This is a genomic window from Thiomicrorhabdus sp. ZW0627, assembly GCF_029767005.1.
In the GTDB taxonomy this organism is placed as follows: Bacteria; Pseudomonadota; Gammaproteobacteria; order Thiomicrospirales; family Thiomicrospiraceae; genus Thiomicrorhabdus.
In genome coordinates, this window is the sequence record NZ_JARUQR010000001.1 from 1,147,041 (window position 1) to 1,169,906 (window position 22,866).

General features: G+C 49.9%; 21 protein-coding genes. 17 read left to right on the plus strand and 4 right to left on the minus strand.

The features are described from left to right. Positions 1–95 precede the first annotated feature (95 nt). Positions 96–1,388, plus strand: a complete 1,293-nt coding sequence (gene gshA / locus QCB45_RS05465; RefSeq protein WP_279419835.1) for a glutamate--cysteine ligase — start codon at positions 96–98, stop codon at positions 1,386–1,388. A 16-nt stretch (positions 1,389–1,404) separates the two neighbouring features. Next, positions 1,405–2,361 carry a glutathione synthase gene (gshB, locus tag QCB45_RS05470; protein ID WP_279419836.1) on the plus strand — a complete coding sequence of 319 codons (957 nt, stop codon included), beginning with the start codon at positions 1,405–1,407 and terminating at the stop codon, positions 2,359–2,361. Positions 2,362–2,472: 111 nt separating this feature from the next. Here the strand turns inward: gshB and QCB45_RS05475 are convergent, their stop codons facing one another. Further along, positions 2,473–5,106 carry a methyl-accepting chemotaxis protein gene (locus QCB45_RS05475; RefSeq protein WP_279419837.1) on the minus strand — a complete coding sequence of 878 codons (2,634 nt, stop codon included), beginning with the start codon at positions 5,104–5,106 and terminating at the stop codon, positions 2,473–2,475. A gap of 106 nt (positions 5,107–5,212) precedes the next feature. Here QCB45_RS05475 and QCB45_RS05480 point away from each other — a divergent pair, with 106 nt between their 5' ends. The 7 genes from QCB45_RS05480 (at position 5,213) to QCB45_RS05510 (ending at position 10,939) form a co-directional block, all read left to right on the plus strand. After that, positions 5,213–6,256, plus strand: coding sequence for an FAD:protein FMN transferase (locus QCB45_RS05480; RefSeq protein WP_279419838.1), 1,044 nt, complete (start codon positions 5,213–5,215; stop codon positions 6,254–6,256). Positions 6,257–6,274: 18 nt separating this feature from the next. Further along, positions 6,275–6,832 (plus strand): YqgE/AlgH family protein, encoded by a 558-nt coding sequence (locus tag QCB45_RS05485; RefSeq protein WP_279419839.1) that lies wholly within the window; start codon positions 6,275–6,277, stop codon positions 6,830–6,832. Further along, positions 6,825–7,238 (plus strand): Holliday junction resolvase RuvX, encoded by a 414-nt coding sequence (gene ruvX, locus QCB45_RS05490; protein ID WP_279419840.1) that lies wholly within the window; start codon positions 6,825–6,827, stop codon positions 7,236–7,238. Before QCB45_RS05485 ends, ruvX begins: the two co-directional genes overlap by 8 nt. A 66-nt stretch (positions 7,239–7,304) precedes the next feature. Beyond that, positions 7,305–7,820, plus strand: a complete 516-nt coding sequence (gene pyrR, locus QCB45_RS05495; protein WP_279419841.1) for a bifunctional pyr operon transcriptional regulator/uracil phosphoribosyltransferase PyrR — start codon at positions 7,305–7,307, stop codon at positions 7,818–7,820. Then, the gene (locus QCB45_RS05500) at positions 7,817–8,857 is read left to right on the plus strand and encodes an aspartate carbamoyltransferase catalytic subunit (RefSeq protein WP_279419842.1); all 1,041 of its coding nucleotides are present in this window, start codon (positions 7,817–7,819) and stop codon (positions 8,855–8,857) included. Before pyrR ends, QCB45_RS05500 begins: the two co-directional genes overlap by 4 nt. Next, the gene (locus QCB45_RS05505; protein ID WP_279419843.1) at positions 8,854–10,140 is read left to right on the plus strand and encodes a dihydroorotase; all 1,287 of its coding nucleotides are present in this window, start codon (positions 8,854–8,856) and stop codon (positions 10,138–10,140) included. Before QCB45_RS05500 ends, QCB45_RS05505 begins: the two co-directional genes overlap by 4 nt. 52 nt (positions 10,141–10,192) lie before the next feature. Continuing rightward, complete coding sequence (locus tag QCB45_RS05510) at positions 10,193–10,939, plus strand: hypothetical protein (protein WP_279419844.1); 747 nt, start codon at positions 10,193–10,195, stop codon at positions 10,937–10,939. 9 nt (positions 10,940–10,948) lie between these two features. Here QCB45_RS05510 and QCB45_RS05515 read toward each other — a convergent pair whose 3' ends face one another. Continuing rightward, positions 10,949–11,185: a hypothetical protein gene (locus QCB45_RS05515; protein ID WP_279419845.1), complete on the minus strand. Its 237-nt coding sequence runs from the start codon at positions 11,183–11,185 to the stop codon at positions 10,949–10,951. 55 nt (positions 11,186–11,240) lie between these two features. Next, the gene (gene ppk2, locus QCB45_RS05520) at positions 11,241–12,035 is read right to left on the minus strand and encodes a polyphosphate kinase 2 (protein ID WP_279419846.1); all 795 of its coding nucleotides are present in this window, start codon (positions 12,033–12,035) and stop codon (positions 11,241–11,243) included. 231 nt (positions 12,036–12,266) lie between these two features. On the opposite strand from ppk2, the gene QCB45_RS05525 reads away from it, so the two are divergent. Next, entirely contained in the window at positions 12,267–12,968 is a 702-nt protein-coding gene (locus tag QCB45_RS05525; protein WP_279419847.1) for a YggS family pyridoxal phosphate-dependent enzyme, read from the plus strand. A 233-nt stretch (positions 12,969–13,201) separates the two neighbouring features. On the opposite strand, the gene QCB45_RS05530 is transcribed toward QCB45_RS05525, so the two are convergent. Then, entirely contained in the window at positions 13,202–14,230 is a 1,029-nt protein-coding gene (locus QCB45_RS05530) for a hypothetical protein (protein ID WP_279419848.1), read from the minus strand. A gap of 211 nt (positions 14,231–14,441) precedes the next feature. Between QCB45_RS05530 and QCB45_RS05535 the strand changes: the two genes are divergently transcribed. The 7 genes from QCB45_RS05535 (at position 14,442) to feoB (ending at position 22,865) form a co-directional block, all read left to right on the plus strand. Beyond that, positions 14,442–16,697 carry a Calx-beta domain-containing protein gene (locus QCB45_RS05535; protein WP_279419849.1) on the plus strand — a complete coding sequence of 752 codons (2,256 nt, stop codon included), beginning with the start codon at positions 14,442–14,444 and terminating at the stop codon, positions 16,695–16,697. A 200-nt stretch (positions 16,698–16,897) separates the two neighbouring features. After that, positions 16,898–17,725, plus strand: coding sequence for a pyrroline-5-carboxylate reductase (proC, locus tag QCB45_RS05540; protein WP_279419850.1), 828 nt, complete (start codon positions 16,898–16,900; stop codon positions 17,723–17,725). 1 nt (position 17,726) lies between these two features. Continuing rightward, entirely contained in the window at positions 17,727–18,305 is a 579-nt protein-coding gene (locus QCB45_RS05545; RefSeq protein WP_279419851.1) for a YggT family protein, read from the plus strand. A gap of 31 nt (positions 18,306–18,336) precedes the next feature. Further along, entirely contained in the window at positions 18,337–19,494 is a 1,158-nt protein-coding gene (locus tag QCB45_RS05550) for a homoserine O-acetyltransferase (protein WP_279419852.1), read from the plus strand. Then, a complete protein-coding gene (metW, locus tag QCB45_RS05555) occupies positions 19,491–20,114 on the plus strand; it encodes a methionine biosynthesis protein MetW (protein ID WP_279419853.1) in 624 nt (207 codons plus the stop codon). Before QCB45_RS05550 ends, metW begins: the two co-directional genes overlap by 4 nt. A 169-nt stretch (positions 20,115–20,283) precedes the next feature. Then, a complete protein-coding gene (locus QCB45_RS05560; protein WP_279419854.1) occupies positions 20,284–20,526 on the plus strand; it encodes a FeoA family protein in 243 nt (80 codons plus the stop codon). After that, positions 20,523–22,865 (plus strand): Fe(2+) transporter permease subunit FeoB, encoded by a 2,343-nt coding sequence (gene feoB, locus QCB45_RS05565; protein WP_279419855.1) that lies wholly within the window; start codon positions 20,523–20,525, stop codon positions 22,863–22,865. Before QCB45_RS05560 ends, feoB begins: the two co-directional genes overlap by 4 nt. Position 22,866: the final 1 nt, after the last annotated feature.

Below are 22,866 nucleotides of genomic sequence, written 5' to 3' on the forward strand. Positions count from 1 at the left end.
GTATAATATCCAACTACCATTCGGCCATACAGACAGGCCGAAATATTGGCCATACCGAGCCAAAAAGAAATTCACACTCACTGAAGAGAAATTCAATGCTGTCGACGAATCAAGTTCCTCACCTACAAACCGCGCTAACCGGTCCGCTTTTACAATTGGAAAAGCACCTTCTCGACCACCGAACGGAAATCGAATCCTGGTTCCGTAAGCAGTTCATGGTGACCCCGGCTCCGTTTTACGCTTCGGTCGATTTGAGAAATGCAGGATACAAACTGGCTCCAGTCGACACCAACCTCTTCCCGGCTGGGTTCAACAATTTGCACCCGGACTTGCGTTCTTTAGCGGTTCACGCCGCCCAAACGGCAGTCACTCAGATTTGTCCGATTGCGGACGGCATCCTGATCATTCCGGAAAACCATACCCGTAACTTCTTTTATTTGGAAAACGTTTTCTCATTAAAAACCATTTTGGAAAACGCCGGTTACGAAGTCCAGATCGGCTCCCTTCTTCCCGATCTTGAAGAGCCAATGGAAATTGAACTACCGTCCGGTAATGCCCTGACTCTAAAACCGATCCGCCGCCAGGAGGACAAAGTCGGTGTAGACGACTTCTTCCCTTGTGCCGTGTTGCTGAACAACGACCTTTCCGGCGGACGTCCGGAGATTTTGGAAAACTTGGATCAGACGTTGTTGCCGCCCTTGGATTTAGGATGGGCCAATCGATACAAAACCGAACACTTTAAACACTATTCCGATGTCGCCAATAGCTTTGCCGAACTAATCGGCATTGATCCTTGGCTGGTTGCTCCGACCTCCTTACAGTGCGGACCAGTCAACTTCAAGGAACGTACCGGATTGGAAAACCTGGCCTGCTCGGTCAATCAGGTTCTGGAAAGTACACAGAAGTACTACGACACCCATAACATCGACTGCAAACCGTTCGTCATAGTCAAATCAGACAGCGGCACCTACGGTATGGCCATAATGTCGGTTAACACACCGGAAGACATCCTGAATCTAAACCGCAAGCAACGCAATAAAATGGCTTCGGTCAAAGAGGGATTACAGGTCGAGCACATGTTGGTTCAAGAAGGGGTTTACACCTTTGAAACCATCAACAACGCCGTGGCAGAACCGGTGGTTTATATGATCGGCAGTCATGTCATCGGCGGCTTCTACCGCGTACATACTGGCAAGACTGCGACAGACAACCTCAATTCTCCCGGCATGCACTTTGAACCTCTGTCGTTTGAAGGTTCGTGTGTCGTGCCCGACGCCCACCAGTCACCGGATGCGTCTCCGAACCGATTCTATGCGTACGGCGTTATCGCGCGTTTAGCTTTATTGGCGGCGGCTCGCGAGATGGCCGAAGCAAAAAAAGACAAATAGAGACAAGGATAACGTTATGGCCTTAAATGTCGGCATTGTGATGGACCCCATCGACCGGATCAAACCCTATAAGGACAGTTCGTTTGCCATGTTGCTGGAGGCGCAGCGCCGCGGGCACAATCTGGTCTACATGCAACCGGAAGATCTTTACCTGAAAAACGGGCAGGCCTGGGCCATCAGCAGCGAATTGAAAGTCTGGGATCGAAAAGCCGAAGAACAATATTACGGATTCGGTAAAACCGTGGAAATCGCCCTGAATACGCTCGATATCATCCTGATTCGTCAGGATCCGCCATTCAACAACGATTACCTCTACAGCACCCACATCCTTGAACAAGCGGAAGCGGAAGGCGTGTTGGTCGTCAACAAACCGCAAAGCCTGCGTGACGCCAATGAAAAGCTGTTTGCGAGCTGGTTCCCGCAGTGCATTCCAAACACACTGGTCTCGGCGAGAATGGACCAACTCAAAGCGTTTGTAAAAGAACATAAAGACACCATCTTGAAACCACTGGATGCCATGGGCGGAAGTTCGATTTTCAGAGTCCGTCACGACGATCCGAACATCAACGTGATTCTGGAAACCATGACCGGTTTCGGAAAACATCACATCATGGCGCAGGTCTATCTACCCGAAATCAAAGCGGGCGACAAACGCATCCTGCTCATCAATGGCGAACCGATTCCATATACACTGGCACGCATTCCTGCCGAAGGCGAAACCCGCGGCAACATTGCAGCCGGCGGAACCGGTGTCGGCATGCCGATTACCGAACGCGAGCAGTGGTTGTGCGAGCAGATCGCTCCTACTTTGAAAGCAAAGGGCCTATACTTCGTCGGACTGGATGTGATTGGCGACTACATCACCGAAATCAACGTCACCAGCCCGACCTGCATCCGCGAACTGGACGCCCAGTTTAAACTGAACATTGCGGGCACGTTGTTCGACTGTCTGGAAGCGCAGCTGGATCCTTAAAAAGCCCCCAGAAAGCTGTTAGCTTTATTTCAAAATCGTGAACCAGAAACAAAAAAACGGACAGGCCTGTCCGTTTTTCCATCGTTTTCAAATCCTGTTCGAAACGGTGATTCACACCAAGGTTACGACCTGGTTTTCCAATTCGAACAGACTTTGATCCAGTCTTTCCGTCACCACGACAAACTCATCCAACAAACTACCCAACTTCTCACGCTGCGGAATGTCGGTCATACCATCCATCTGCTCACGGATGACCAAAGCCTGTTTCAATAAATCATGCTGACGCTGGTGATCGACATCGATACGCTCCCATAGAGAAGAGTTGCGCACTTGAGGGTGCGCCTGAGCAATCGCACTCAGAGCATGGCCCACCGCACAGGCTGTGGCATCCACGGCGGCCGACTCATCCAACTCAACGCCGATTCCATTAATATAGGACTGTGCGGTAATCCGCCAGACATTCATGTTCTGACGAACCTCGGATAACTTAATACCATTAATCACCGGCGAAGCCTTGTGTCTGTTGGCGGCTGACTCATCCAATTTGAACTTGCTCACCTCTTCATCCAGTAAACGGGCCTGATCGCTCAGATTACGAGCCGAAGAGGATGTCTCTTCAACCAGACTGGCGTTCTGCTGAATGTTCTGATCCAAGTGGCCGATCGCACCGCTTATTTCGTGCACGCTCTCTTGCTGTTGCTGAATCGAACGCATAACTTCTTCCATGGTTTCACTGATTTTGGAAACACCCGTATCCACTTCACCAAAAACTTTATGCGTCGCCTGTACCTTTTCGGAACCTTGATTAACATTACTGGTCGACTCTTCGATCAATCCCTTAATGTCACGGGCCGCTTCAGCCGATTTCTGCGCCAGATTTCTAACCTCTCCGGCCACCACGGCAAACCCTCGACCATGCTCACCTGCTCGGGCCGCTTCCACCGCCGCATTGAGCGCCAACAAGTTTGTCTGGAAAGCGATGCCGTCGATCAGACCGATAATGTCCCCGATTTTCTCTGAAGTCTGCTTGATACCCTCCATCGCATCCATCGAAGCATCCATCGACTCCCGCGCTTCACGGTTAAGATCAATCGCCGCCTGAGCCAGATTGGCAATCCCCGTCAAGGATTCGGTATTCTGGGTCTGGAGCGCATCGATATTCTGCATCGCCTCATTCACTTCACCCAAGGTCGACGCCGCCTGCTGTGAGCGCTCGGATAGATCGTTAGACGCTTTTGCAGATTCTTCCGCCGTCAACGAGACCGAAGCAGCCACCTGACGAATATGCTGAATGATTGCGCTCAAATTATCCAAGGAAACATTCGCTGCCCCTTTCATGGCCGCCAAAGAACCACTCAATTCTTTCTCAACCCGGTTCTGGATATCTCCCTGTGCCAGCCCGGTCATCACCTTAACCACATCTTCTACGGCACCGTTCAAACTCTTCAGCAAGTCGTTGATATTATTGGCTGTATACAGGTAAAAACCGTCCAGACCTTTATTGTCTAGCATCAGATCGGTATGCCCTTTGGCCGCCAATCTCAATACCGTATCCAAACGCGCCTCGATACTACGCTGCTGGGTCATATCCTGCCATTCGACCACTGATCCGATTCGCATCCCTTTCGTATCCAGTACAGGCTGTGCCACAAGATGGAACAATAAGTCACCCAACTGGATATCCGCTTCCCAAATCGATGTCAAATCGGTAGGAATCTTAGACTGGCGCTGAGGATCCTGATAGAAAACATCCAGCGGTTGGTCAATCAAGTGATTCACATCAAAATCGCCAACTTCCTGTCGGATAGCAGCCTGATGCTTGCCAAACAAGTCAACCAACGCATTGTTCAAGTAGATAATATGACCGCTGTTATCCGCCACCATGACGGAAGTCGATGCATTATCCAAAGCGGTTTTAAGACGGGTATTCTGTAACAGCTGAACTCGATTGTGCTCATAACTGGCTCCCATTTGAATCTGCATTTTCTTCAAATCATCAGCAAGTTTAGCCAGCCAAGTATTGCCGTAGGTATCGACATGAGTTGTAAAATCCCCTTCGGATGCGGCGGCAAGAAGTCGATCGAAAGTCCCGACCTGGGATTTAACATACCGGTTCACATACAATGCCAACAATAGAACAACGGTCAACACCACAGACTGCACCACCCAGTGAATCGAAATAACCGCTAACGCTTCCAGAATTCCGAACACGCTCATCTGAACAATCATGAACATCAAAATAAATAGAGGATTAACGCGACGAACCAGATTAAAACGCTTGGCCCATTCCTGAACATAACCATTTTTGATTTGCTTCTTGCCCTGCCCGATCTGCTGATACAAAGCCTGAGCCGCTTTTTTCTGAGCATCGGAAATCTTCCGGCGAACAGACATATACCCAACGACCTTTCCCTTCTCCACGATTGGACTAACGTTGGCTTCAACCCAGTAATAATCGCCGTTCTTACAACGGTTTTTAACTAATTGAACCCAAGTTTTTCCTTGTTTTAAGGTCGCCCATAAGTCGGCAAAAACAGCCTTGGGAACATCTGAATGACGGACAATGTTGTGCGGCTGTCCAATCAACTCCTCACGACTGAAACCGCTGATTTCCACAAAAGGGTCATTTACGTAGGTTATCGTTCCGTTCAAATCCGTTTTAGAAACAATAATTACATCTTCAGCAACGTCTCTTTCCTTTCCCGTGCCGTTTGAGTTACTTGGTAATTTTTCTATCGCCGTCAAATCACTATCCACATCTGAAGTCAGGTTTATTTAAGGTTTGGCGCCTATAATAACCAAACTGATTTAAGTTATACTAAATTTTTTTGAAGCACTAAGTAAGCCATCTATGCCCTCTTTTCTCCGCCCCCATGCATTCCTTACGAAATCACAAGTAATCTTCCATCTGATTCTCATTTCTTCGTTTCTTCTTCTAAACGGTTGCAAGTCCCAGGAAATCGAGACCAAAGCAGAACTGATCGTCTTCGGAACCGTCGTGCAAATCGCCACTTACACCACTGACAAGCAACAGGCGGAACAGGCCATTCAAGCCGTAGAGCAACGCTTTCAAACATTCCACCACGAATGGCACGCATGGGAAAAAGGCGGAATTGTCAGCAAAATCAACCAATCGATTGCCGCCGGACAATCGATTGAAGTCGCCGACTCGGTCAAAGACTTCATCCTAAAATCCCAAGAACTCTCAAAACAGAGTGATTACCTGTTCGATCCGGGCATCGGGGAACTCGTTGCCTTATGGGGATTCCATAGCGAACATTGGGCAGGGCCGCCGCCAACGGAAGCAAAAATACAACATTGGCTCAAGGTTCGTCCGTCCATTGCCGACCTTTATTTCAAAGAAAACCGGCTTTTCAGCCGCAATCCGGATGTCAGCCTCGATTTTGGCGGCAATGCCAAAGGCTTGGCGCTGGACATCGCGATTCACAAACTTCGGGAAGCCGGGATAGAAAACGCCGTGGTCAACATCGGTGGTGACATGCGAGTCATCGGCAATAAAAACGGGCAGGCCTGGTCAATCGGCATCCAAGATCCTAAAAACCCTTCAAAAGCCATCGCAGCCGTCCATCTCTCCGGTGACGAAAGCATCGTCACCTCGGGAACCTATCAACGCTTTTTCGAATGGAAAGGCCAGCGATTCAGCCACATCCTCAACCCGAATACCGGCAAACCCGCTTCCGGATTCGCCTCGGTAACGGTCATCCACCCCGATGCGACCACCGCGGATTCGGCGGCCACAGCCATTCTGATCGCCGGCCCGAAGCACTGGAAAGAGGTGGCGAAAAAAATGGGAATCAAGCAGGTTCTAGTCATCGATCAACAAGACAACATACTGCAAACAAAAGGCATGGCAAAACGCACCAAACTGTTATAATTTGCAACTATGAAACAAATGCAATCACTCGAACATCATTTCCTGATCGCCATGCCCAGCCTGGATGATAGCTGGTTTGAAAAAACCGTTATTTATATGGTCGAAGACAATGAGCACGGATCGATGGGATTGGTCATCAATCTGCCCCATAAGCTCAATATCCAAGAGCTTTTGGAGCATTTTGATTACCATCCAGAGGAAAACTACCCCTTTTTGACGGATCAGGTGATGATGGGTGGCCCCGTGGACATGGAACGCGGCTTCATCCTGCATAACCCGATCGGAAACTGGAAAAGCAGCATGACGCTGAGTGACGACCTGGCAATGACGGTGTCTGACGACCTATTGCAAGCTCTGTCACATAATGAAGGGCCGGAAGAGTTTCTTGTCTGTCTTGGTTTTGCAGGCTGGAAACCGGGACAACTCGCTCAAGAGATTCAGGACAACAGTTGGCTGACCATCCCCTATAACCAAGCCCTGTTGTTCGAGACCGACGTCGATTCCAAATGGGAAGTGGCATTAGGCACCCTTGGAATATCACCGGAATTTTTAACGGCCGAGGCCGGTCATGCCTGACAGCAAACCGCAAACGTTAACCGGTGTCGTACTCGGATTCGACTTCGGTCTCAGACGCATTGGCGTCGCGGTCGGTCAAACGGTCACTCAAACAGCGGCTCCAGAGGCCATCGTCCGAAGTCAGGACGGCAAACCGGACTGGGAGCATATCACTAAGCTGTTCGAAAAATGGCAGCCGGTTGCTATCGTCGTCGGCCTGCCAATGCGATTGGACGGTAGCGAACAAGCGCTGACACAACCGGCTCGCAAATTCGGACAACGTTTGAGCGGACGCTATCACTGTCCGGTGTTTTACATCGAAGAGCAACTCAGCTCGATCGAAGCCGAAAGCCGTCAGGTCAAGCAGGCACATGTCGATGACCATGCCGCACAGATTATTTTGGAAAACTGGCTGGAAGCCAATTGATTGTTTCAAGGGAATGAGCAGACACATGAACGCAACTTGCCAATATCACGCCAACGGGAACCACGAATGACGGAACTAGATATCGATGTCAATGAACTGATTGAAACCATCAGCCACGTACTGCAGCACAAAGCCATTTTGCAGCAGTCTCCTAAAATGATCGGGATTCGTACTGGTGGGGAATGGGTTGCTCAAGCGCTTCATGCAAAATTGGAACTTGAAGACCCGCTTGCCGTGATCGACATCAGTTTTTATCGTGACGACTTTTCCAAGATCGGCCTGAACCCAACCGTCAAACCTTCGGACATTCCTTGGGAAGTCGATGACCAACACATCATTCTCGTAGACGACGTCCTCTACACCGGGCGTACCGTTCGTGCGGCCATGAACGAAATCTTCGATTTCGGTCGCCCTGCCTCGATCACGTTAGTCACCTTACTGGATCGTAAGGGCTGTCGTGAACTGCCAATCCAGGCTGACGTCATCGGGATGTCGATTGAATGCAATCAAACACTTAAGGTTTCGGGTCCGGAACCGCTTACCGTATCCATCGTCGATCAAAGTGAAGAGGAGCAAGCATGAGTTCGCGTTTATCCGCCCCCAACCTTCAACTTAACGAACTCGGTAAAATCAAGCACTTCCTGACTTTGGAAGGTTTGAAGCAACATCATTTGTTGGAAATATTGGATACCGCGGAGTCGTTTATCAACCCTCAGACGGACGAAATCAAAAAGGTACCGATTCTGCGTGGTAAAACCATCATGAACCTGTTTTTCGAGCCAAGTACACGTACCCGTACAACGTTCGAAATTGCCGAAAAACGTCTTTCTGCAGACGTCGCCAGTTTGGATATCGCCACTTCGGCCACCAAAAAAGGGGAATCCCTACTGGATACCCTTTGGAACCTCCAAGCGATGCAGGCCCACATGTTTGTCATTCGTCATGCGGAAAGCGGTGCGGCCCATTTCTTCGCGCAACACGTCGCTCCGCACGTGCATGTTCTCAACGCCGGTGATGGCCAGCACGCCCACCCTACCCAGGCGATGCTCGACATGTTCACGATCCGTCGCCACAAGGGCGATATCTACGATTTAAATGTCGCGATTGTCGGCGACGTTCTGCATTCACGAGTGGTACGCTCACAGATTCAAGCACTCAGTATTCTCGAAGCGCGTGAAATCCGTGTAATCGGGCCAAAAACCCTGATGCCGACCCATCCTGAGGCGATGGGGGTTCACTATTACGACAACATCGAAGAAGGCCTGAAAGACGTCGATGTCATCATCATGGTGCGCCTACAGAACGAACGTATGAAAAGCGCCCTGATCCCAAGTGAAAAAGAGTTCTTCAAGCTTTTCGGTCTGACCAAAGAACGTCTGGCACTTGCCAAGCCCGATGCAATCGTCATGCATCCCGGCCCAATCAACCGCGGAGTCGAGATCGATTCGGAAGTCGCGGACGGTCCTCAGTCAGTCATCCTTCAGCAAGTCACCTACGGAATTGCAGTCAGAATGGCTGTCATGTCTATTATTATGAGTAATGCTGCCCAGCTGGCACAGCACCAAGCTGAACAGGCCTCCTTAGAACTGGATGCGGAAAATGAGGAGGAACAGGAATGAGATTAGCAATCAACAACGGGCGCATCATCGACCCAAGTCAGAATCTCGATCGAGTCAGCAACCTCTATATTTCACGAGGGCGTATCGTCGCCATCAGCGATGAACTGCCGGAAGGTTTCACCCCAGACCAGGAAATCGATGCCACCGGCAAATGGATCTTGCCAGGCCTGGTGGATCTGCAAGCTCGCCTTGGGGATCCCGGCAGCAATTATGCAGGCAATATCGCATCGGAAACCAAAGCGGCTGTCGCCGGAGGCGTAACCAGTTTGTGTTGTCCTCCGGATACCTCTCCAGTTAATGACTCACAGGCCGTCACCGAACTGATTCAGCGCCGCGCACGCCAGGCGGCTACGGCATTCGTCATGCCAATCGGAGCCCTGACTCAAGGCTTGCAAGGTGAGCTGCTCAGTGGGATGTACTCGCTACAACAAGCGGGCTGTGTCGCACTGAGCCAGGCAAACCAGCCGATCCAAAACGCCTTGACCATGAAGAACGCGTTGGAATATGCGGTGTCGCACGACTTAGTTGTTATGTTGCGTTCTGAAGATCAAAAACTAAAGAATAACGGGGTAGCACACAGTGGACCGGTCAGTTCACGCCTGGGCTTGCCAGCCATCTCTCCATCAGCCGAGACCACCGCTCTAGCTCGTGACCTGTTATTGGTGGAAGAAGCGGGAATTCGAGCCCACTTCTCCCAACTGTCCTGCGCACGCTCGGTAGAAATGATCGCCGATGCAAAAAAACGCGGCTTGCCAGTGACCTGTGACGTGGCGATTCATCAACTGCACCTTTCAGAAATGGACGTGCTGGGCTTCAATAGCCTTTTCCATGTCACGCCACCACTTCGAAGCATGCAGGACAAAGACGCTTTGCGCATGGGGTTAAAAACCGGCGTAATCGACGCAGTGGTCAGCGACCATACCCCTCTGGAAAAAGACGACAAGTTACTGCCGTTCGGTGAAAGCCGTCCAGGGATCAGCGGTTTGGAGACCTTGTTGCCATTGCTATTGAAATTGGTTCATGAAGGCCAGCTTGACCTGATGACCGCCGTGCGTAGCGTCACTCAAAATCCGGCAGGCATCCTAGGACGCAACATCGGTAGTCTGGAAACCAGCAACTCGGCAGATTTGTGTATTATCGATCCGAATGCAACCTGGACACTCGAAGCCGACAAGATGCAAAGCGAAGGTAAGAACTCGCCGTTCATCGGTTGGGAATTTACAGGCATGGTCGAGCAGACCCTATTCCAGGGACGCCCGGTCTATCGCAACAACCCGGTTTAACCAACCGGGTTCGGCAAAGCAAATCGTAGGCAACGGTAAAGGTCGAAACCACATGCATCCAAAAATCGAAATCGCTCAGTTTCAACAAACCCAACAACCGGGAGGTTTTTGGCTACTAACACTGGATTTGAACGATTCGATTCTACCGAATGGCACGACGTTCTACTTTGATGCCTATCCGGAAATATCACTTTCCCTGTTCCAAGCCCAACAAGGAAAGTTGCATCTTCTAAGCATGAAAGCCCTTCCTGATGACTTGCAAAACCAGTCTGAACCGCTGATTTTGGTTTCGGAAAACCCTGAAATCGAATTGCCCATAAAAAACCTGACCGGTACTGCCACCCTATTATTGGGTAGCGACTTGGGTATCGCGCCACTTTTCGCACAAGCCAGGCAAAGAACCCGTTCGACAGATGAGAAACCTTATTTAGCGTTATTGCATGCCACCGCCGGTTTCCCCTTTGTCATCAAGCCCGCTCAATTCATGTTGCCCGAACTGCCTGCTGAAGCAATTGGAAGCTGTCCGTTATTGGAAGACTGGAACATTCCCAATCGCTTAGCGAGTGACTTGGGACTACCGGGCTGTTTTGACGGCAGCTTGGAAGCCTTGTTTGCAGAATGGTTAGAGAGTGAAACGAAATTACGGGAAGCCTCGGAACAGGCTCAAACAAACAAAACCACCCATTTCGACTGGCACGTCATTGCATTCCTGAATCAGGAACAACTTGCTAATTGCCAAACACTGACCCAGTCTAAAGACTGGATCAAGTTCAGCGGCATCACAACCCCTTCGGTCTGATGCACAAACCTAATCGTTCAAGTTTTGAACCGCAGCGGCATGCTTTGCCAAAGATCTCGCCAAGGTTTCCACTTGGACAACAGCATCCAACAACGCCTTCGCTTCGGAAGAACCGATGGCCGCTTCGATCAAAACTTCAAGCTCTTCAAAGTGTTCGTCACCAATCACGGCAATCTGCTCTTCGCTTAGCATCTCTTTAAAACGACGCACCACATTGGCGGCATGATCTTCAATTTTCATATTCATGTTCCATTCCCTCTCTAATCATTCTCTTCTAGCGCTTACGGAATCAAATTACGGCTTAATCTTCCTGAAAAATATCTTCACCTGAACTCACAATCAAAGGATCCGGCCTGCCCACAACGTTTTCATCTTTACCGTCATAAGGAATCTGGCTCAGTACATAACGCATGGTCTCCAAACGGGCACGCTTTTTATCGTTCGATTTGATTACAGTCCAAGGCGCGTGAACGGTATTGGTATAGAAGAACATATCCTCTTTCGCCTTGGTGTAATCCTCCCAGCGATCCAGTGAAGCCAAATCCATCGGGCTCAATTTCCATTGTTTCAAAGGATCGTGTTTACGGGCGTTGAACCGGCGCAACTGCTCCTTACGGCCCACGGAAAACCAGAACTTCATCAAACGTATGCCGTCCGCCGTAATCATGCGTTCAAATTCGGGCGCTTGATGCATGAACTGGTTATATTCCGGAGGCGTGCAGAATCCCATCACTCGCTCAACACCAGCCCGGTTGTACCAGGAACGGTCAAACAGCACCATCTCCCCTTCGGTCGGAAGATTCTGGATATACCGCTGGAAATACCACTGCCCCTTCTCGATCTCACTCGGTTTATCCAAGGCCACGACGCGCGCACCACGTGGGTTGAGGTGTTCCATAAAGCGTTTGATGGTCCCCCCTTTTCCAGCCGCATCCCGACCCTCGAACAACATCACGATACGCTCGTTATTCCCTTTGACCCACTTTTGCATTTTCAACAGTTCGATTTGCAACAGACGTTTAATATCCTCGTATTCGTCTCTGGACATCTTCTCGTCGTAAGGGTAATTACTCTCGCTCGATTTGACTTTCTTCATCCGCCTCTCCGTTAATCAATCCATAATCCATAAGTAATTAGTACCAGTATACGCTTGAAGGCACTCCATCTAAACGGTCACCAATCAATTAATTGATATGAAGCAACTTAACGCCGATTCCGTTCAATCATGCACGATAGGTGACCTGTCGAAACAGAACAGGAAACAGTATAATGAGCGCGATACGCACTGGAGACGTGCGGCTATTATTCCACCAGCAAGAGAACAGCCATGTCCGCCGAACTAATCGAACGCTACAATCAGGTTTTACAACGTATTCAAAAAGCGGTCGAGCAAGCGAACCGATCTTCGGATTCGGTCGCGTTGCTGGCGGTCAGTAAAACCAAACCGGTCGAAGACATTGAAGTCTTGGCTGAACAAGGACAGAAGTCCTTCGGTGAAAACTATCTCCAGGAAGCCTTGCAAAAAATCGACCTCCACCCCAATCTTGACTGGCACTTTATCGGCCCGATTCAATCCAACAAAACCAAGCCGATCGCCGAACACTTCAACTGGGTGCACAGTGTCGACCGCCTGAAGATCGCCCAACGCCTAAGCCATCAACGCCCTGAACAACTCGAACCTCTTAACATCCTTCTGGAAGTCAATATCAGTAGCGAAGCCAGCAAGGCTGGATTTACACCGGAAGAGCTAATGGAAGCTGCGCCTCAGATTGCCGCTCTGCCGAATCTAAGACTCAGAGGACTTATGGCCATTCCTCAAGCGGCGACTGGCTTGGAAAACCAACGCATTCCATTTGCAAAGATGAGACAGCTACTCGAAAGCTTGCAAAAAGAATTGCCGGAGTGTCAACTGGATACCTTATCAATGGGGATGTCCGGGGATTTGGAAGCCGCTATTCTAGAGGGCGCGACGATTGTGCGCATCGGAACCGATATTTTCGGAGCCAGGGATTACTCTAATAAGAATTGAACGCTTCTGAACAGGCCTGTTCAAAATACAGAGCGACGTTTAAATTGAATTTAGAATAGGGAGTTTATTAGGGGAGGGGAAAAACCGGAACAGTGACACTGATTCCGGCCTGATCTCCTTTTTGAACAGTCTACAGTCGTACTTGAATCAAGTTAGACGGCAAACTGTGAGGGCAACTTATTCGACTTTGCTCTACGGCAAAACTCGTCGCCTCTCTAATTAAAGTTATCGGCTTATCCGCCAATTTCTTCAGTACTTTCTTCCACTTTTTCAGTGGGTTTTTCACTATTTTCAGGCAAATCAACCACTTGGGATTTCACTTTTTCTTGGGAAGCTTTCAAGTCCTGATTCTGTGCAGCCAGATCAGCCAACTTCGAATGAAAATCACGTAGACGTTCCAACCATCCCGGCTGTCCTTCCTGAGTCGGAAAGCGCTGCTCGGACACTTTCGCCATTAGCTGATCGACAAATTCCTGAGCATCCTGAAACTGCTGATTCAAGCTATCGACGGTATCCTGCCACTTCTGCAGGTAAGGCGGTAGATCGGACACAGAAGCACCATAGGATTCCGGTGTTTGCGAAGCATCGGAAATCGCTTTCGCCTGATCTTGCAACGCGGCGTACTGCGCCATTGCCGCCTGTTTATAAGTTGTCGAAACCGCGGTGGTCTGAGTCAAGTTCAACTGCATACCCTGCAACTGCTCGGAATCGATATTCAATTCCATCGCCTTTTGCAGAGCGGCATCCAGATTGCCACCGTAAAAATCATTCGCCAAACTGTCGACCTGCTCAAACACTTTGAAGACCGCATTCAACTCATCTTCGTTCAAATCTCCATCTACCGAAAACGCCAAGCTCTCTTCAAATGCCGTCATTTCCATCGTTTCACGGCTTTCAAAATAACGCACGCCTTGCGGGCCTTGTTGAGCCTGTTGTTCAACACGAGCAGATTGGTACTGGGCGTACAACTGTCTAAAATCGACCGAAACCGTATCACCTTCACGGGTTGTCAGTTGCAGACTCATGGTTTCACTGTACTGGTAAGCTTGCTCAATCTGCTGCATTCTCGCAGCCGTCATCTTAGCCTGATCGGAGGTGGAAACCGAATCCTGTAGACGAGGATTTGAAATTTGCATGTCATCCGCTTTCTGTTTGGCCTGGATCAAATCACCCAAGTCAGACGAATTGGATTTTTTGCCATCTGTTTTGCCGTCATCGAAAAGTCGGTTAAGAAGGGAGTGAGGAGTGATGGAATTCAACATAGATATAACTCATTTTTCTGGCTTATGACTCCTTTCGGAGCTTATATTTTTTATGACTATTTATTTTTAAATTCTATATCGGCCTAACCCCGTGAAACTTTAGGATAAATTATTGATTACCATCAATAACGGCGCGGTTTCCTTTTGACTCACAACCCGCGCTAATGCTGTAATTAAATTCATGTAAATTATCAGCACAGGACGCAAAGCCATGCGCACCATTCCTCTCTCCGTTTATTCACTGTTCAAATGGTTATCCATTCTGTTCTTGTCACTCACATTAGGTGCCTGTGGCGGCGGCGGTGGCTCGGATTCGACGGCCGTCAGTGTGTCGATTGCTGATAAAGAAGTGTTGGACTCCCAAACCAGCGTTGAAGTAACTGTGACGCTGTCTCAAGCCAGCACACAGACGATTTCGGTTGGCTATGCAACGGTTGACGGGACAGCTTTGGCCGGTCAGGATTACACGGCAACCAGTGGAACCTTGCAATTTCCGGAGGGAACCACCAGCCTTATCATCGAAGTTCCGCTTATCAGTACCCGAGACACGTCAACGACCAAAACATTTACTGTCAACCTGAGCAATCCGGTCAATGCGACGATTTCCGATTTACAAGCCCTAGTCACATTACTTGACGCACTCCACAGCTCCATGTTCAACAACCCGACTTACAGCTCGGCATGGCCAATCACAGGCGTTTTCACCAACGCTCTGACTTGTGCGTCTTGTCATACCGGAAGCGCCACTGCCACGCCGACAGTCATGATCTACAACAATACCGACGTTAGTCCGGCAACGCAGTGGAAACACAGTGTCATGGCGCACTCCCTGAACGACCCTTACTTCAATGCCGTGGTGGAAGAAGAGGTGCACATATTCCCTGACAAAAAAGTCTTTATCGAAGACACCTGCTTACGCTGCCACGCGCCAATGGCGTCTACACACGCTCACCAGACACTCACGGGGTTGGTCGACGACCCAACCGGATTGCTTCCGGACGGCGGTTACCCATTCGCCACCGCCATCACCGAACCGCATGCGCGTGAGGGAATTTCTTGTACAGCCTGCCACCAGATTCAAGACCCGACAACAGGCAGCGGTACAGCAGAAGAAAACCTGCTCGCCAGCATGAGCGGCCATTACTCGATTAAATCGGCCACCGATAATGCTGGTGCGGCACCGAGCATTTTCGGACCTTTCCAAATTCCGGTCGGCTCAGCAATGCAGAATCAGACCCAGTACATACCAGCATATGCGGCGCACATCCACGAATCGGCTATGTGTGCGACCTGCCATAATCTCTATACCCCAACCTTGGACTTGAATGGCGACCCACATCTGGTGGATGGAAAATTGGCCCAGTTCCCGGAACAGACGCCATATTGGGACTGGCTCAACAGCCAGTATTCAAATCCAGCAACCGGAAAAACCTGTCAGGCCTGTCATATGGCACAACCCGAACCCGGTTATACAACGCCGATTACAACCCGTCCTACAGGCATTGCAGCAAGACCGGATCCGGCAAAAGATAATACGGACAGCGTATTTTCAGTCCACGAGTTCGTCGGCGGCAACAGTTACTTGCTGGGCTTACTCAGCAAGTACATGGTCGAGTTGGGTATTGACGACAAAACCACAACTGCCGGGTTTGATCAGAAAATCGCTCAATCACGCTCTATGCTTGCATCAGCCGCCAATCTGGAAGTGGCTTCATCCATGTCCGGAAGCACCTTGAGCATTCCGGTCACTATCACCAACCTGACCGGACACCGCTTGCCAACCAGCTTCCCGTCGAGACGGATGTGGGTACACATCACCGTCACCGACACCAGTAGCAACACGGTCATTTTCGAGTCAGGTAAAGTCGACGCCAAAGGCTTCCTGACGAAAGATGAAGATTTCATCAACTACAAATGCATGGCAATTGAAAAAACCTATACGGATTTCGATTATTCAAGCTGCTACGAAGTACATCATGACATCATTAACGACGCCTCCATGACGCAGATTTACGAGCCGGTTCTGGGCGATCTCAACGGCGACATCACCCACGTTCTGTTGCATGCCGATACCTACCTGAAAGACAACCGGATTCCGCCAATCGGCTGGACCTTGGCAAATCGTCACCCTAATCCGGTCACGCCGGGCCAATATGACGACGATGTGGTCGGCGCTGCGACTTCGGATGCTAACTTTGCCACGGGGAAAGAGGCTGCCGGAGCAGACGGTAAAGACACCGTCACCTACAACGTCGACACCTCTGCCTACACCGGTCCATTTAGCATTTCCGTCGAACTGCTTTACCAAAGCATTCGCCCGAGCTTTGTGTACGGTATGCATGCCGACGATGTTGAGCACGGCGGAATTGAGAATGACAGCTATGTTCGTCGATTCAAATACATGTACGAAGAAACGCCTCCAACTCCTGAAGTATTGGCATCGGCAACGAGAACTCATACGCCCTAGGCGTTAACAAAAACCTCTCAAAAAAGCACCGCCTGAAGGCGGTGTTTTCGTTTAAATACGCTTTCAAATTCCGAACAGGCCTGTTCATTTTCCAAATGCCTTTTTATCTCCTCAAAACCATCTGCCCGCTTAGGCTATTTTTTAAGTGTTTATCCTTTATAATAAGCACATTCTAACTTTGAAAACGGAACACTTCGGTTATGCAAGCAACCCTCTGCTTTATTGGTGCCGGCAACATGGCGAAAAGCCTGATCGGTGGATTGATCGCCAGCGGCTACCCAAAAGACAAAATCATCGCCTCCGACCCAACTCAAGCACAACGCGACCACCTAACCGAAACGTTCGGCATCACCTGCTATGCTGAGAACAACGACGCCATTCAAAAATCCGACGTGGTCGTACTGGCCGTCAAACCGCAAATCCTGCAAAGCGTATGTAAAAGCATTCAATCCAGCGTGCAGCAGGCAAACTGTCTGATTATTTCGGTCGCAGCAGGCATCCGCACGGCCGACATTGACCGTTGGCTGGGTGGCAACCTTGCCATTGTGCGCACCATGCCCAACACCCCAGCTCTGATTCAAAGCGGTGCGACAGGATTATTTGCCAATACTCAAGTAACGGACGAACAAAAGAACCAAGCCGAACACATTATGCGTGCCGCCGGTCTAACCATCTGGGTTCCGGAAGAGTCACAGCTTGATGCGGTCACTGCACTTTCCGGCAGCGGGCCAGCCTATTATTTCCTGTTTATGGAAGCCATGGAGCAAGCGGCCCAAAAACTCGGGTTGGACGAAAAAACCGCACACCTACTCACCATGCAGACAGCTCTGGGCGCTGCCAAAATGGTCATGGAAAGCAATGACGACTGCGCCACCTTGCGCAAAAACGTCACTTCTCCAAATGGGACAACTGAACAGGCCATCAATACCTTTGAAAACCAAGGGTTGAGAGAAACGGTAGAAAAGGCGATGCAGGCTGCTAAAAACCGTGCCGAAGAACTTGCAAACGAATTAGGAGGCGACGCTTAACATGGATAACTTCAGCTCACCGATTGGCCAAGGCGGCTTATATCTACTTCAATTCCTTGTCGGCTTGGTTATCTTTGCTTTGATGCTGCGTTTTCTGTTGCGCGCCACCCATGCCGATTGGCGTCATCCGATCGTCCAGTTCATCGCCAAGATCACCAACCCCCTGTGTGCACTGGCCAACAAAATTGTACCGACACGCGGTCGCTGGGACTGGGCGGCGATTATCACGGCATTGGTCATCCATGCGATTTTTGTCTGGGGCGTCGGCATGCTTACCGGCCGTGATTTCGGTGCGGTCGCCATCGCACTGGCGTCGGTGACGGAAATCCTGAACCAACTGCTCGACATGATGTTCTGGCTGATCATCATCCAGGTTATCCTAAGCTGGGTATCGCCGGGCTACAACCCGAACATGGTGATTTTCAACCAACTGACGAACCCGATTCTGGCACCTTTTCAAAGGTTCATCCCTCCGATTGGCGGAATGGACTTGTCTCCGCTTGCCGCCATCCTGGCGATCAAACTGTTTCAAATTGTCGTAGTCGGCTCCATTGCCCAGATTGCGCAAGGTTTCCTATAAGCGATAGATTGGATTAAGGATAAATTCGACGATGAATCAAACCACGGACGTCACCGAGCCAAAGATTTTGCAAATCGACACGCCATTGGAAATGGTGAGTGGCAGCACCTTGCCAAAATACGAGCTAATCTATGAAACCTACGGGGAATTGAATGCGGATGCCTCAAACGCTATCCTGATTTGTCACGCTTTGAGCGGCGACCACCATGTCGCCGGTGTGGATGCGGACGGTAAACCAGGCTGGTGGAACGGCTATATCGGACCGGGCAAGCCGATCGATACCGACAAGTTTTTTGTCGTCTGTTCCAACAATCTGGGCGGCTGCCGCGGCAGCACCGGTCCTACCTCCATCAACCCAGAAACAGGTAAGGTGTACGGCCCGGACTTCCCGATCGTCACCTGTCGCGACTGGGTAAACAGTCAGAACGAACTTCGTAAACATCTTGGAATCGATCAATGGGCAGCGCTGGTTGGCGGATCAATGGGTGGCATGCAGGTCATGCAATGGGCCATCGACTACCCGGAAAAAGTCAGACATGCAGTCGTGATTGCTGCCGCACCAAAACTGTCTGCACAAAACATCGCTTTCAACGAAGTAGCACGACGCGCAATCATGTCAGACCCGGATTTTCACGATGGCCGCTTCATCGAGGCGAACACGACTCCGAAACAAGGGCTGGCACTGGCACGCATGCTTGGGCATTTGACTTATCTTTCCGACGATATGATGGGCAGCAAATTCGGTCGTGAGCTCCGTGAAGAAAAGCTACAGTACAACTATGAAGTGGAATTCCAGGTCGAAAGCTATCTGCGCTATCAGGGCGAGAAGTTCGCCACCAAACAGAACTTCGATGCAAACACTTACCTGCTAATGACCAAGGCATTGGATTATTTCGATCCGGCTGCGGAATTCGACCACGATCTGACCAAAGCACTTGCTAAAGCGACGGCTAAATTCCTGGTCATTTCTTTTACCTCCGACTGGCGCTTTTCGCCGGAACGCTCGCACGAAATCGTCAAGGCTTTACTAGATAACGATGCCGACGTCAGCTATGCCGAAGTCACATCCCAACACGGGCACGATGCCTTCCTGTTGCCGAACGAACATTACGAAGGCGTGTTCAGAGCCTATATGCAGCGCATTGAAGACGAAATGCAGACCTCACCTAAGACTGAGAAACAATCATGAGTGCCACAACCTTACCTATTTCACCGGAATTCAAATTGATTTCAGATTGGATCACGCCCAACAGCCGGGTACTTGACCTAGGCTGCGGCGACGGCAAGTTACTGACACACCTTATCCAGACACACAAGATCACCGGTTACGGTATGGAACTGGATCCCGATAGAAACATCCAAGCCATTAAGGCGGGCATCAATGTGATTCAGAGCAACCTGAACAATCACGACATCTGCCATTACTTCGACGAAGACTCGTTCGATTTCGTCATCATGACGCAAGCTTTGCAGGTGGTCAGACGTCCGGATGAACTGTTGGACGACATGTTGGCGGTTGGTAAACAAAGTATCATTACATTCCCTAACTTCGGTCACTGGAGAATGCGGGCTCAGCTTGCCTTTAAAGGTCGCATGCCTGAAACGGAAACCTTACCGTATCACTGGTACGATACTCCAAACATCCACCTTTGCACCTTCAATGATTTTGAGGACCTGTGTGAATCGAAAGGTATTGAAGTGGTGGAGCGCGCCGTGGTCAATTCAGAACATCGAAGCACCTTAGGCATGAAGATCGCACCCAACTTACTCGGTGAAGTTGCACTGTATAAAGTACAGAAAAAGGTCTAACAAGCCCATTTTTACCGGCAAACCCGCTGACTTGAAAAGAAATCTCCTTTCAATCCAAGAAGTTAAATCCATTTAGTAAATGAAAATAACTATCATTTAACTTGAGATTCAACATTGGGTTTGCTATCCTACGCATCCGAAAACAAATAATAACAATTATCATTTAGCTATGCAGACTCATCACAAACGTACCACTTTAGACCATTGCCAAGTGGGCCAAACAAGTGAAATTACCGCTTTGAAAGGCGACTTGCAAATGAAAATGCGCCTTGTCAATCTGGGATTTCACACACACAGCATCGTCAAGCTTGTGATGATGCGTGGACAAAATCTAGTGGTCTGCGTAGATGGTAGTCGTTTTGCAATTGACCAGAAAATTGCGGAAAACATTCAGGTAGAAGTTCTGTCATGACCGTCGTAAAACCAAAGATCAAATTCAAAAAAAACTCGGGGCAGTCAAAGCACGCCTACCAAGTTGCTTTGATCGGCAACCCGAACTGCGGTAAAACGACCCTGTTCAACCGTTTGACCGGGTCTCAACAGACCACTGGGAACTGGCCCGGAGTGACCGTCGAACAAAAATCCGGCTTCATGAACATCGGCGACGCAAACTTTCACATGATGGATCTCCCGGGCGTTTACAGCCTGGAAACTTCCAGCCATACCGGCTTGGACGAAAAGGTCGCTTTGGATTATCTGCAATGCCAGCCGACTGACCTGATCATCAATGTCGTCGATGCGACCAGTCTTGAACGCCAACTGTTCCTGACCGCACAACTTCTGCACATGGGACTGCCTGTCGTCGTCGTACTCAACCGCATGGATCTGCTGAACGAACGTCACCTGGAAATCGATATTGAAGCACTTTCCGAATCACTGGGCTGCCCGGTCATTCCAGTGTCCGCCTATTTCAACCAGGGAATCGACGAACTCAAACAGCAACTGCCTCATCTGTTGAATAAAAAATCCGACCTGCATTTCGATTTACCGGAAACCCTACATAAATCGGTTCACTCAGTTCGCGATTTGCAAGAACAGCCTGATTCGGATTCCTGCTGGAAAACCCTGCAGTTATTGATCAAACCTCAACAGGCTCCGCTTGAATTGAGAAGTTTCTGCGAAGCCGAAAAGGTCAAACTTGAAGAGTACTATCAGGAAGACCTGGCCCTGATCGCAGCGGATCTTTACTTTCAATTCGCGCATGACGCCGCTCATGCCAGTTTAGTCCATACAGACCGCTTTACCCGTAATACCACAGACGTGTTGGATCGCTGGATGCTGCATCCCGTCCTGGGACTACCGATATTCCTGGTCATCATGTATCTGGTGTTCGCGCTGTCGATTACCGTGGGCAACACTTTCCTCGATTTCTTCGATCTAGGTGCTCAAGCCATTTTTGTCGATGGTCCGACCGCCCTGCTGGAATCCGTCAATGCTCCGGATTGGTTGATAGCCATACTGGCACAGGGAATCGGAAGCGGCATACAGGTAGTTGCTACCTTCATACCGGTCATCGGTGCCCTGTTCCTTCTGCTTTCGATTCTCGAAGAAACCGGTTATATGCAACGCGCCGCCTTCATCATGGATGGACTGATGCGTCGCCTAGGCTTGTCCGGACAAGCGTTCATCCCGCTTGTAGTCGGTTTCGGCTGTAACATTCCGGCGGTTCTTGCTTCCAGAACTCTGCCGGATCAACGCGATCGCATCATGACCATCATGATGACACCGTTCATGTCCTGTAGCGCGCGATTAACCGTTTATGTCATGTTCGCCACGGCGTTCTTCGCCGACAATGCCGCATTACTCGTCTTCTCGCTATACGCGATGGGGATTTTGGCTGCCGTACTAACGGCTCTGTTGCTCAAACACACTCTGCTGCCAGGCGAAGCGCCTCCGATGCTGATGGAATTGCCAATCTATCACAAACCGGCACCGATCAACGTGCTGCTCAACACACGAAACAAACTGAAGAGCTTTATCCTAGACGCCGGTAAGGTCATCGTACTTGTGGTGCTGGCATTGAACCTCTTAAACAGTTTGGGAACCGATGGCTCCTTCGGGCACGAAAACCGTTCCGATTCTGTACTCAGTACGGTTGCACGTGCCGCAACCCCAATCGTGGAACCACTCGGAATCACCGAAGAAAACTGGCCGGCAACAGTCGGATTGATTACCGGCTTACTGGCAAAAGAAGTCGTTGTCGGTTCCCTAGATGCCCTGTACCAAAGCATGGATGACACCAATCAACCGCAACAGGAAGAGTCGTACGACTTTCTTGCCGCCATGCAAGAAGCCCTTGCCAGCATTCCTGCAAACTTGCCGGGGATCGTCACGGACGTTGACGATCCTCTAGGACTTCAATCCCTGGAGAACGTCGAAGACAAAAAGGCAATTGCGGAAGAACAAGGGTTCACGCTGAATACCCTGGATAAGATGGCCTACTACTTTGACGGCCAGATCGGAGCCTATGCCTATCTTTTACTGGTCTTGCTCTACTTTCCGTGCGTCGCCACTTTTGGTGCCATCAAACAGGAACTGGGGTGGCGCTGGGCACTTTACAGCGGTAGCTGGAGTCTGTTCCTGGGTTATAGCGTCGCGGTCGGTTTCTACCAGCTCGCAAACTTTAACAAACACCCCGAAAGTGCTACTATTTGGTTAACCGTGATCACGTTAGGCTTTCTCACTATTGCCCTGACATTGCGTAAAATTGGACAAACCTATTATTCCAAGAAGGTGCAACAGCGGAGGTAGA

Bases quoted from the DNA above. Each gene is read 5' to 3' on its own strand.
- QCB45_RS05510 (WP_279419844.1), top strand. From the start codon at position 10,193: ATGCATCCAAAAATCGAAATCGCTCAGTTTCAACAAACCCAACAACCG.
- QCB45_RS05550 (WP_279419852.1), top strand. From the start codon at position 18,337: ATGAATCAAACCACGGACGTCACCGAGCCAAAGATTTTGCAAATCGAC.
- metW (WP_279419853.1), top strand. From the start codon at position 19,491: ATGAGTGCCACAACCTTACCTATTTCACCGGAATTCAAATTGATTTCA.
- QCB45_RS05500 (WP_279419842.1), top strand. From the start codon at position 7,817: ATGAGTTCGCGTTTATCCGCCCCCAACCTTCAACTTAACGAACTCGGT.
- QCB45_RS05515 (WP_279419845.1), bottom strand. From the start codon at position 11,185: ATGAATATGAAAATTGAAGATCATGCCGCCAATGTGGTGCGTCGTTTT.
- gshA (WP_279419835.1), top strand. From the start codon at position 96: ATGCTGTCGACGAATCAAGTTCCTCACCTACAAACCGCGCTAACCGGT.
- feoB (WP_279419855.1), top strand. From the start codon at position 20,523: ATGACCGTCGTAAAACCAAAGATCAAATTCAAAAAAAACTCGGGGCAG.
- ruvX (WP_279419840.1), top strand. From the start codon at position 6,825: ATGCCTGACAGCAAACCGCAAACGTTAACCGGTGTCGTACTCGGATTC.
- ppk2 (WP_279419846.1), bottom strand. From the start codon at position 12,035: ATGAAGAAAGTCAAATCGAGCGAGAGTAATTACCCTTACGACGAGAAG.
- QCB45_RS05545 (WP_279419851.1), top strand. From the start codon at position 17,727: ATGGATAACTTCAGCTCACCGATTGGCCAAGGCGGCTTATATCTACTT.
- QCB45_RS05525 (WP_279419847.1), top strand. From the start codon at position 12,267: ATGTCCGCCGAACTAATCGAACGCTACAATCAGGTTTTACAACGTATT.
- QCB45_RS05535 (WP_279419849.1), top strand. From the start codon at position 14,442: ATGCGCACCATTCCTCTCTCCGTTTATTCACTGTTCAAATGGTTATCC.
- gshB (WP_279419836.1), top strand. From the start codon at position 1,405: ATGGCCTTAAATGTCGGCATTGTGATGGACCCCATCGACCGGATCAAA.
- QCB45_RS05560 (WP_279419854.1), top strand. From the start codon at position 20,284: ATGCAGACTCATCACAAACGTACCACTTTAGACCATTGCCAAGTGGGC.
- QCB45_RS05485 (WP_279419839.1), top strand. From the start codon at position 6,275: ATGCAATCACTCGAACATCATTTCCTGATCGCCATGCCCAGCCTGGAT.
- proC (WP_279419850.1), top strand. From the start codon at position 16,898: ATGCAAGCAACCCTCTGCTTTATTGGTGCCGGCAACATGGCGAAAAGC.
- QCB45_RS05505 (WP_279419843.1), top strand. From the start codon at position 8,854: ATGAGATTAGCAATCAACAACGGGCGCATCATCGACCCAAGTCAGAAT.
- QCB45_RS05530 (WP_279419848.1), bottom strand. From the start codon at position 14,230: ATGTTGAATTCCATCACTCCTCACTCCCTTCTTAACCGACTTTTCGAT.
- pyrR (WP_279419841.1), top strand. From the start codon at position 7,305: ATGACGGAACTAGATATCGATGTCAATGAACTGATTGAAACCATCAGC.
- QCB45_RS05480 (WP_279419838.1), top strand. From the start codon at position 5,213: ATGCCCTCTTTTCTCCGCCCCCATGCATTCCTTACGAAATCACAAGTA.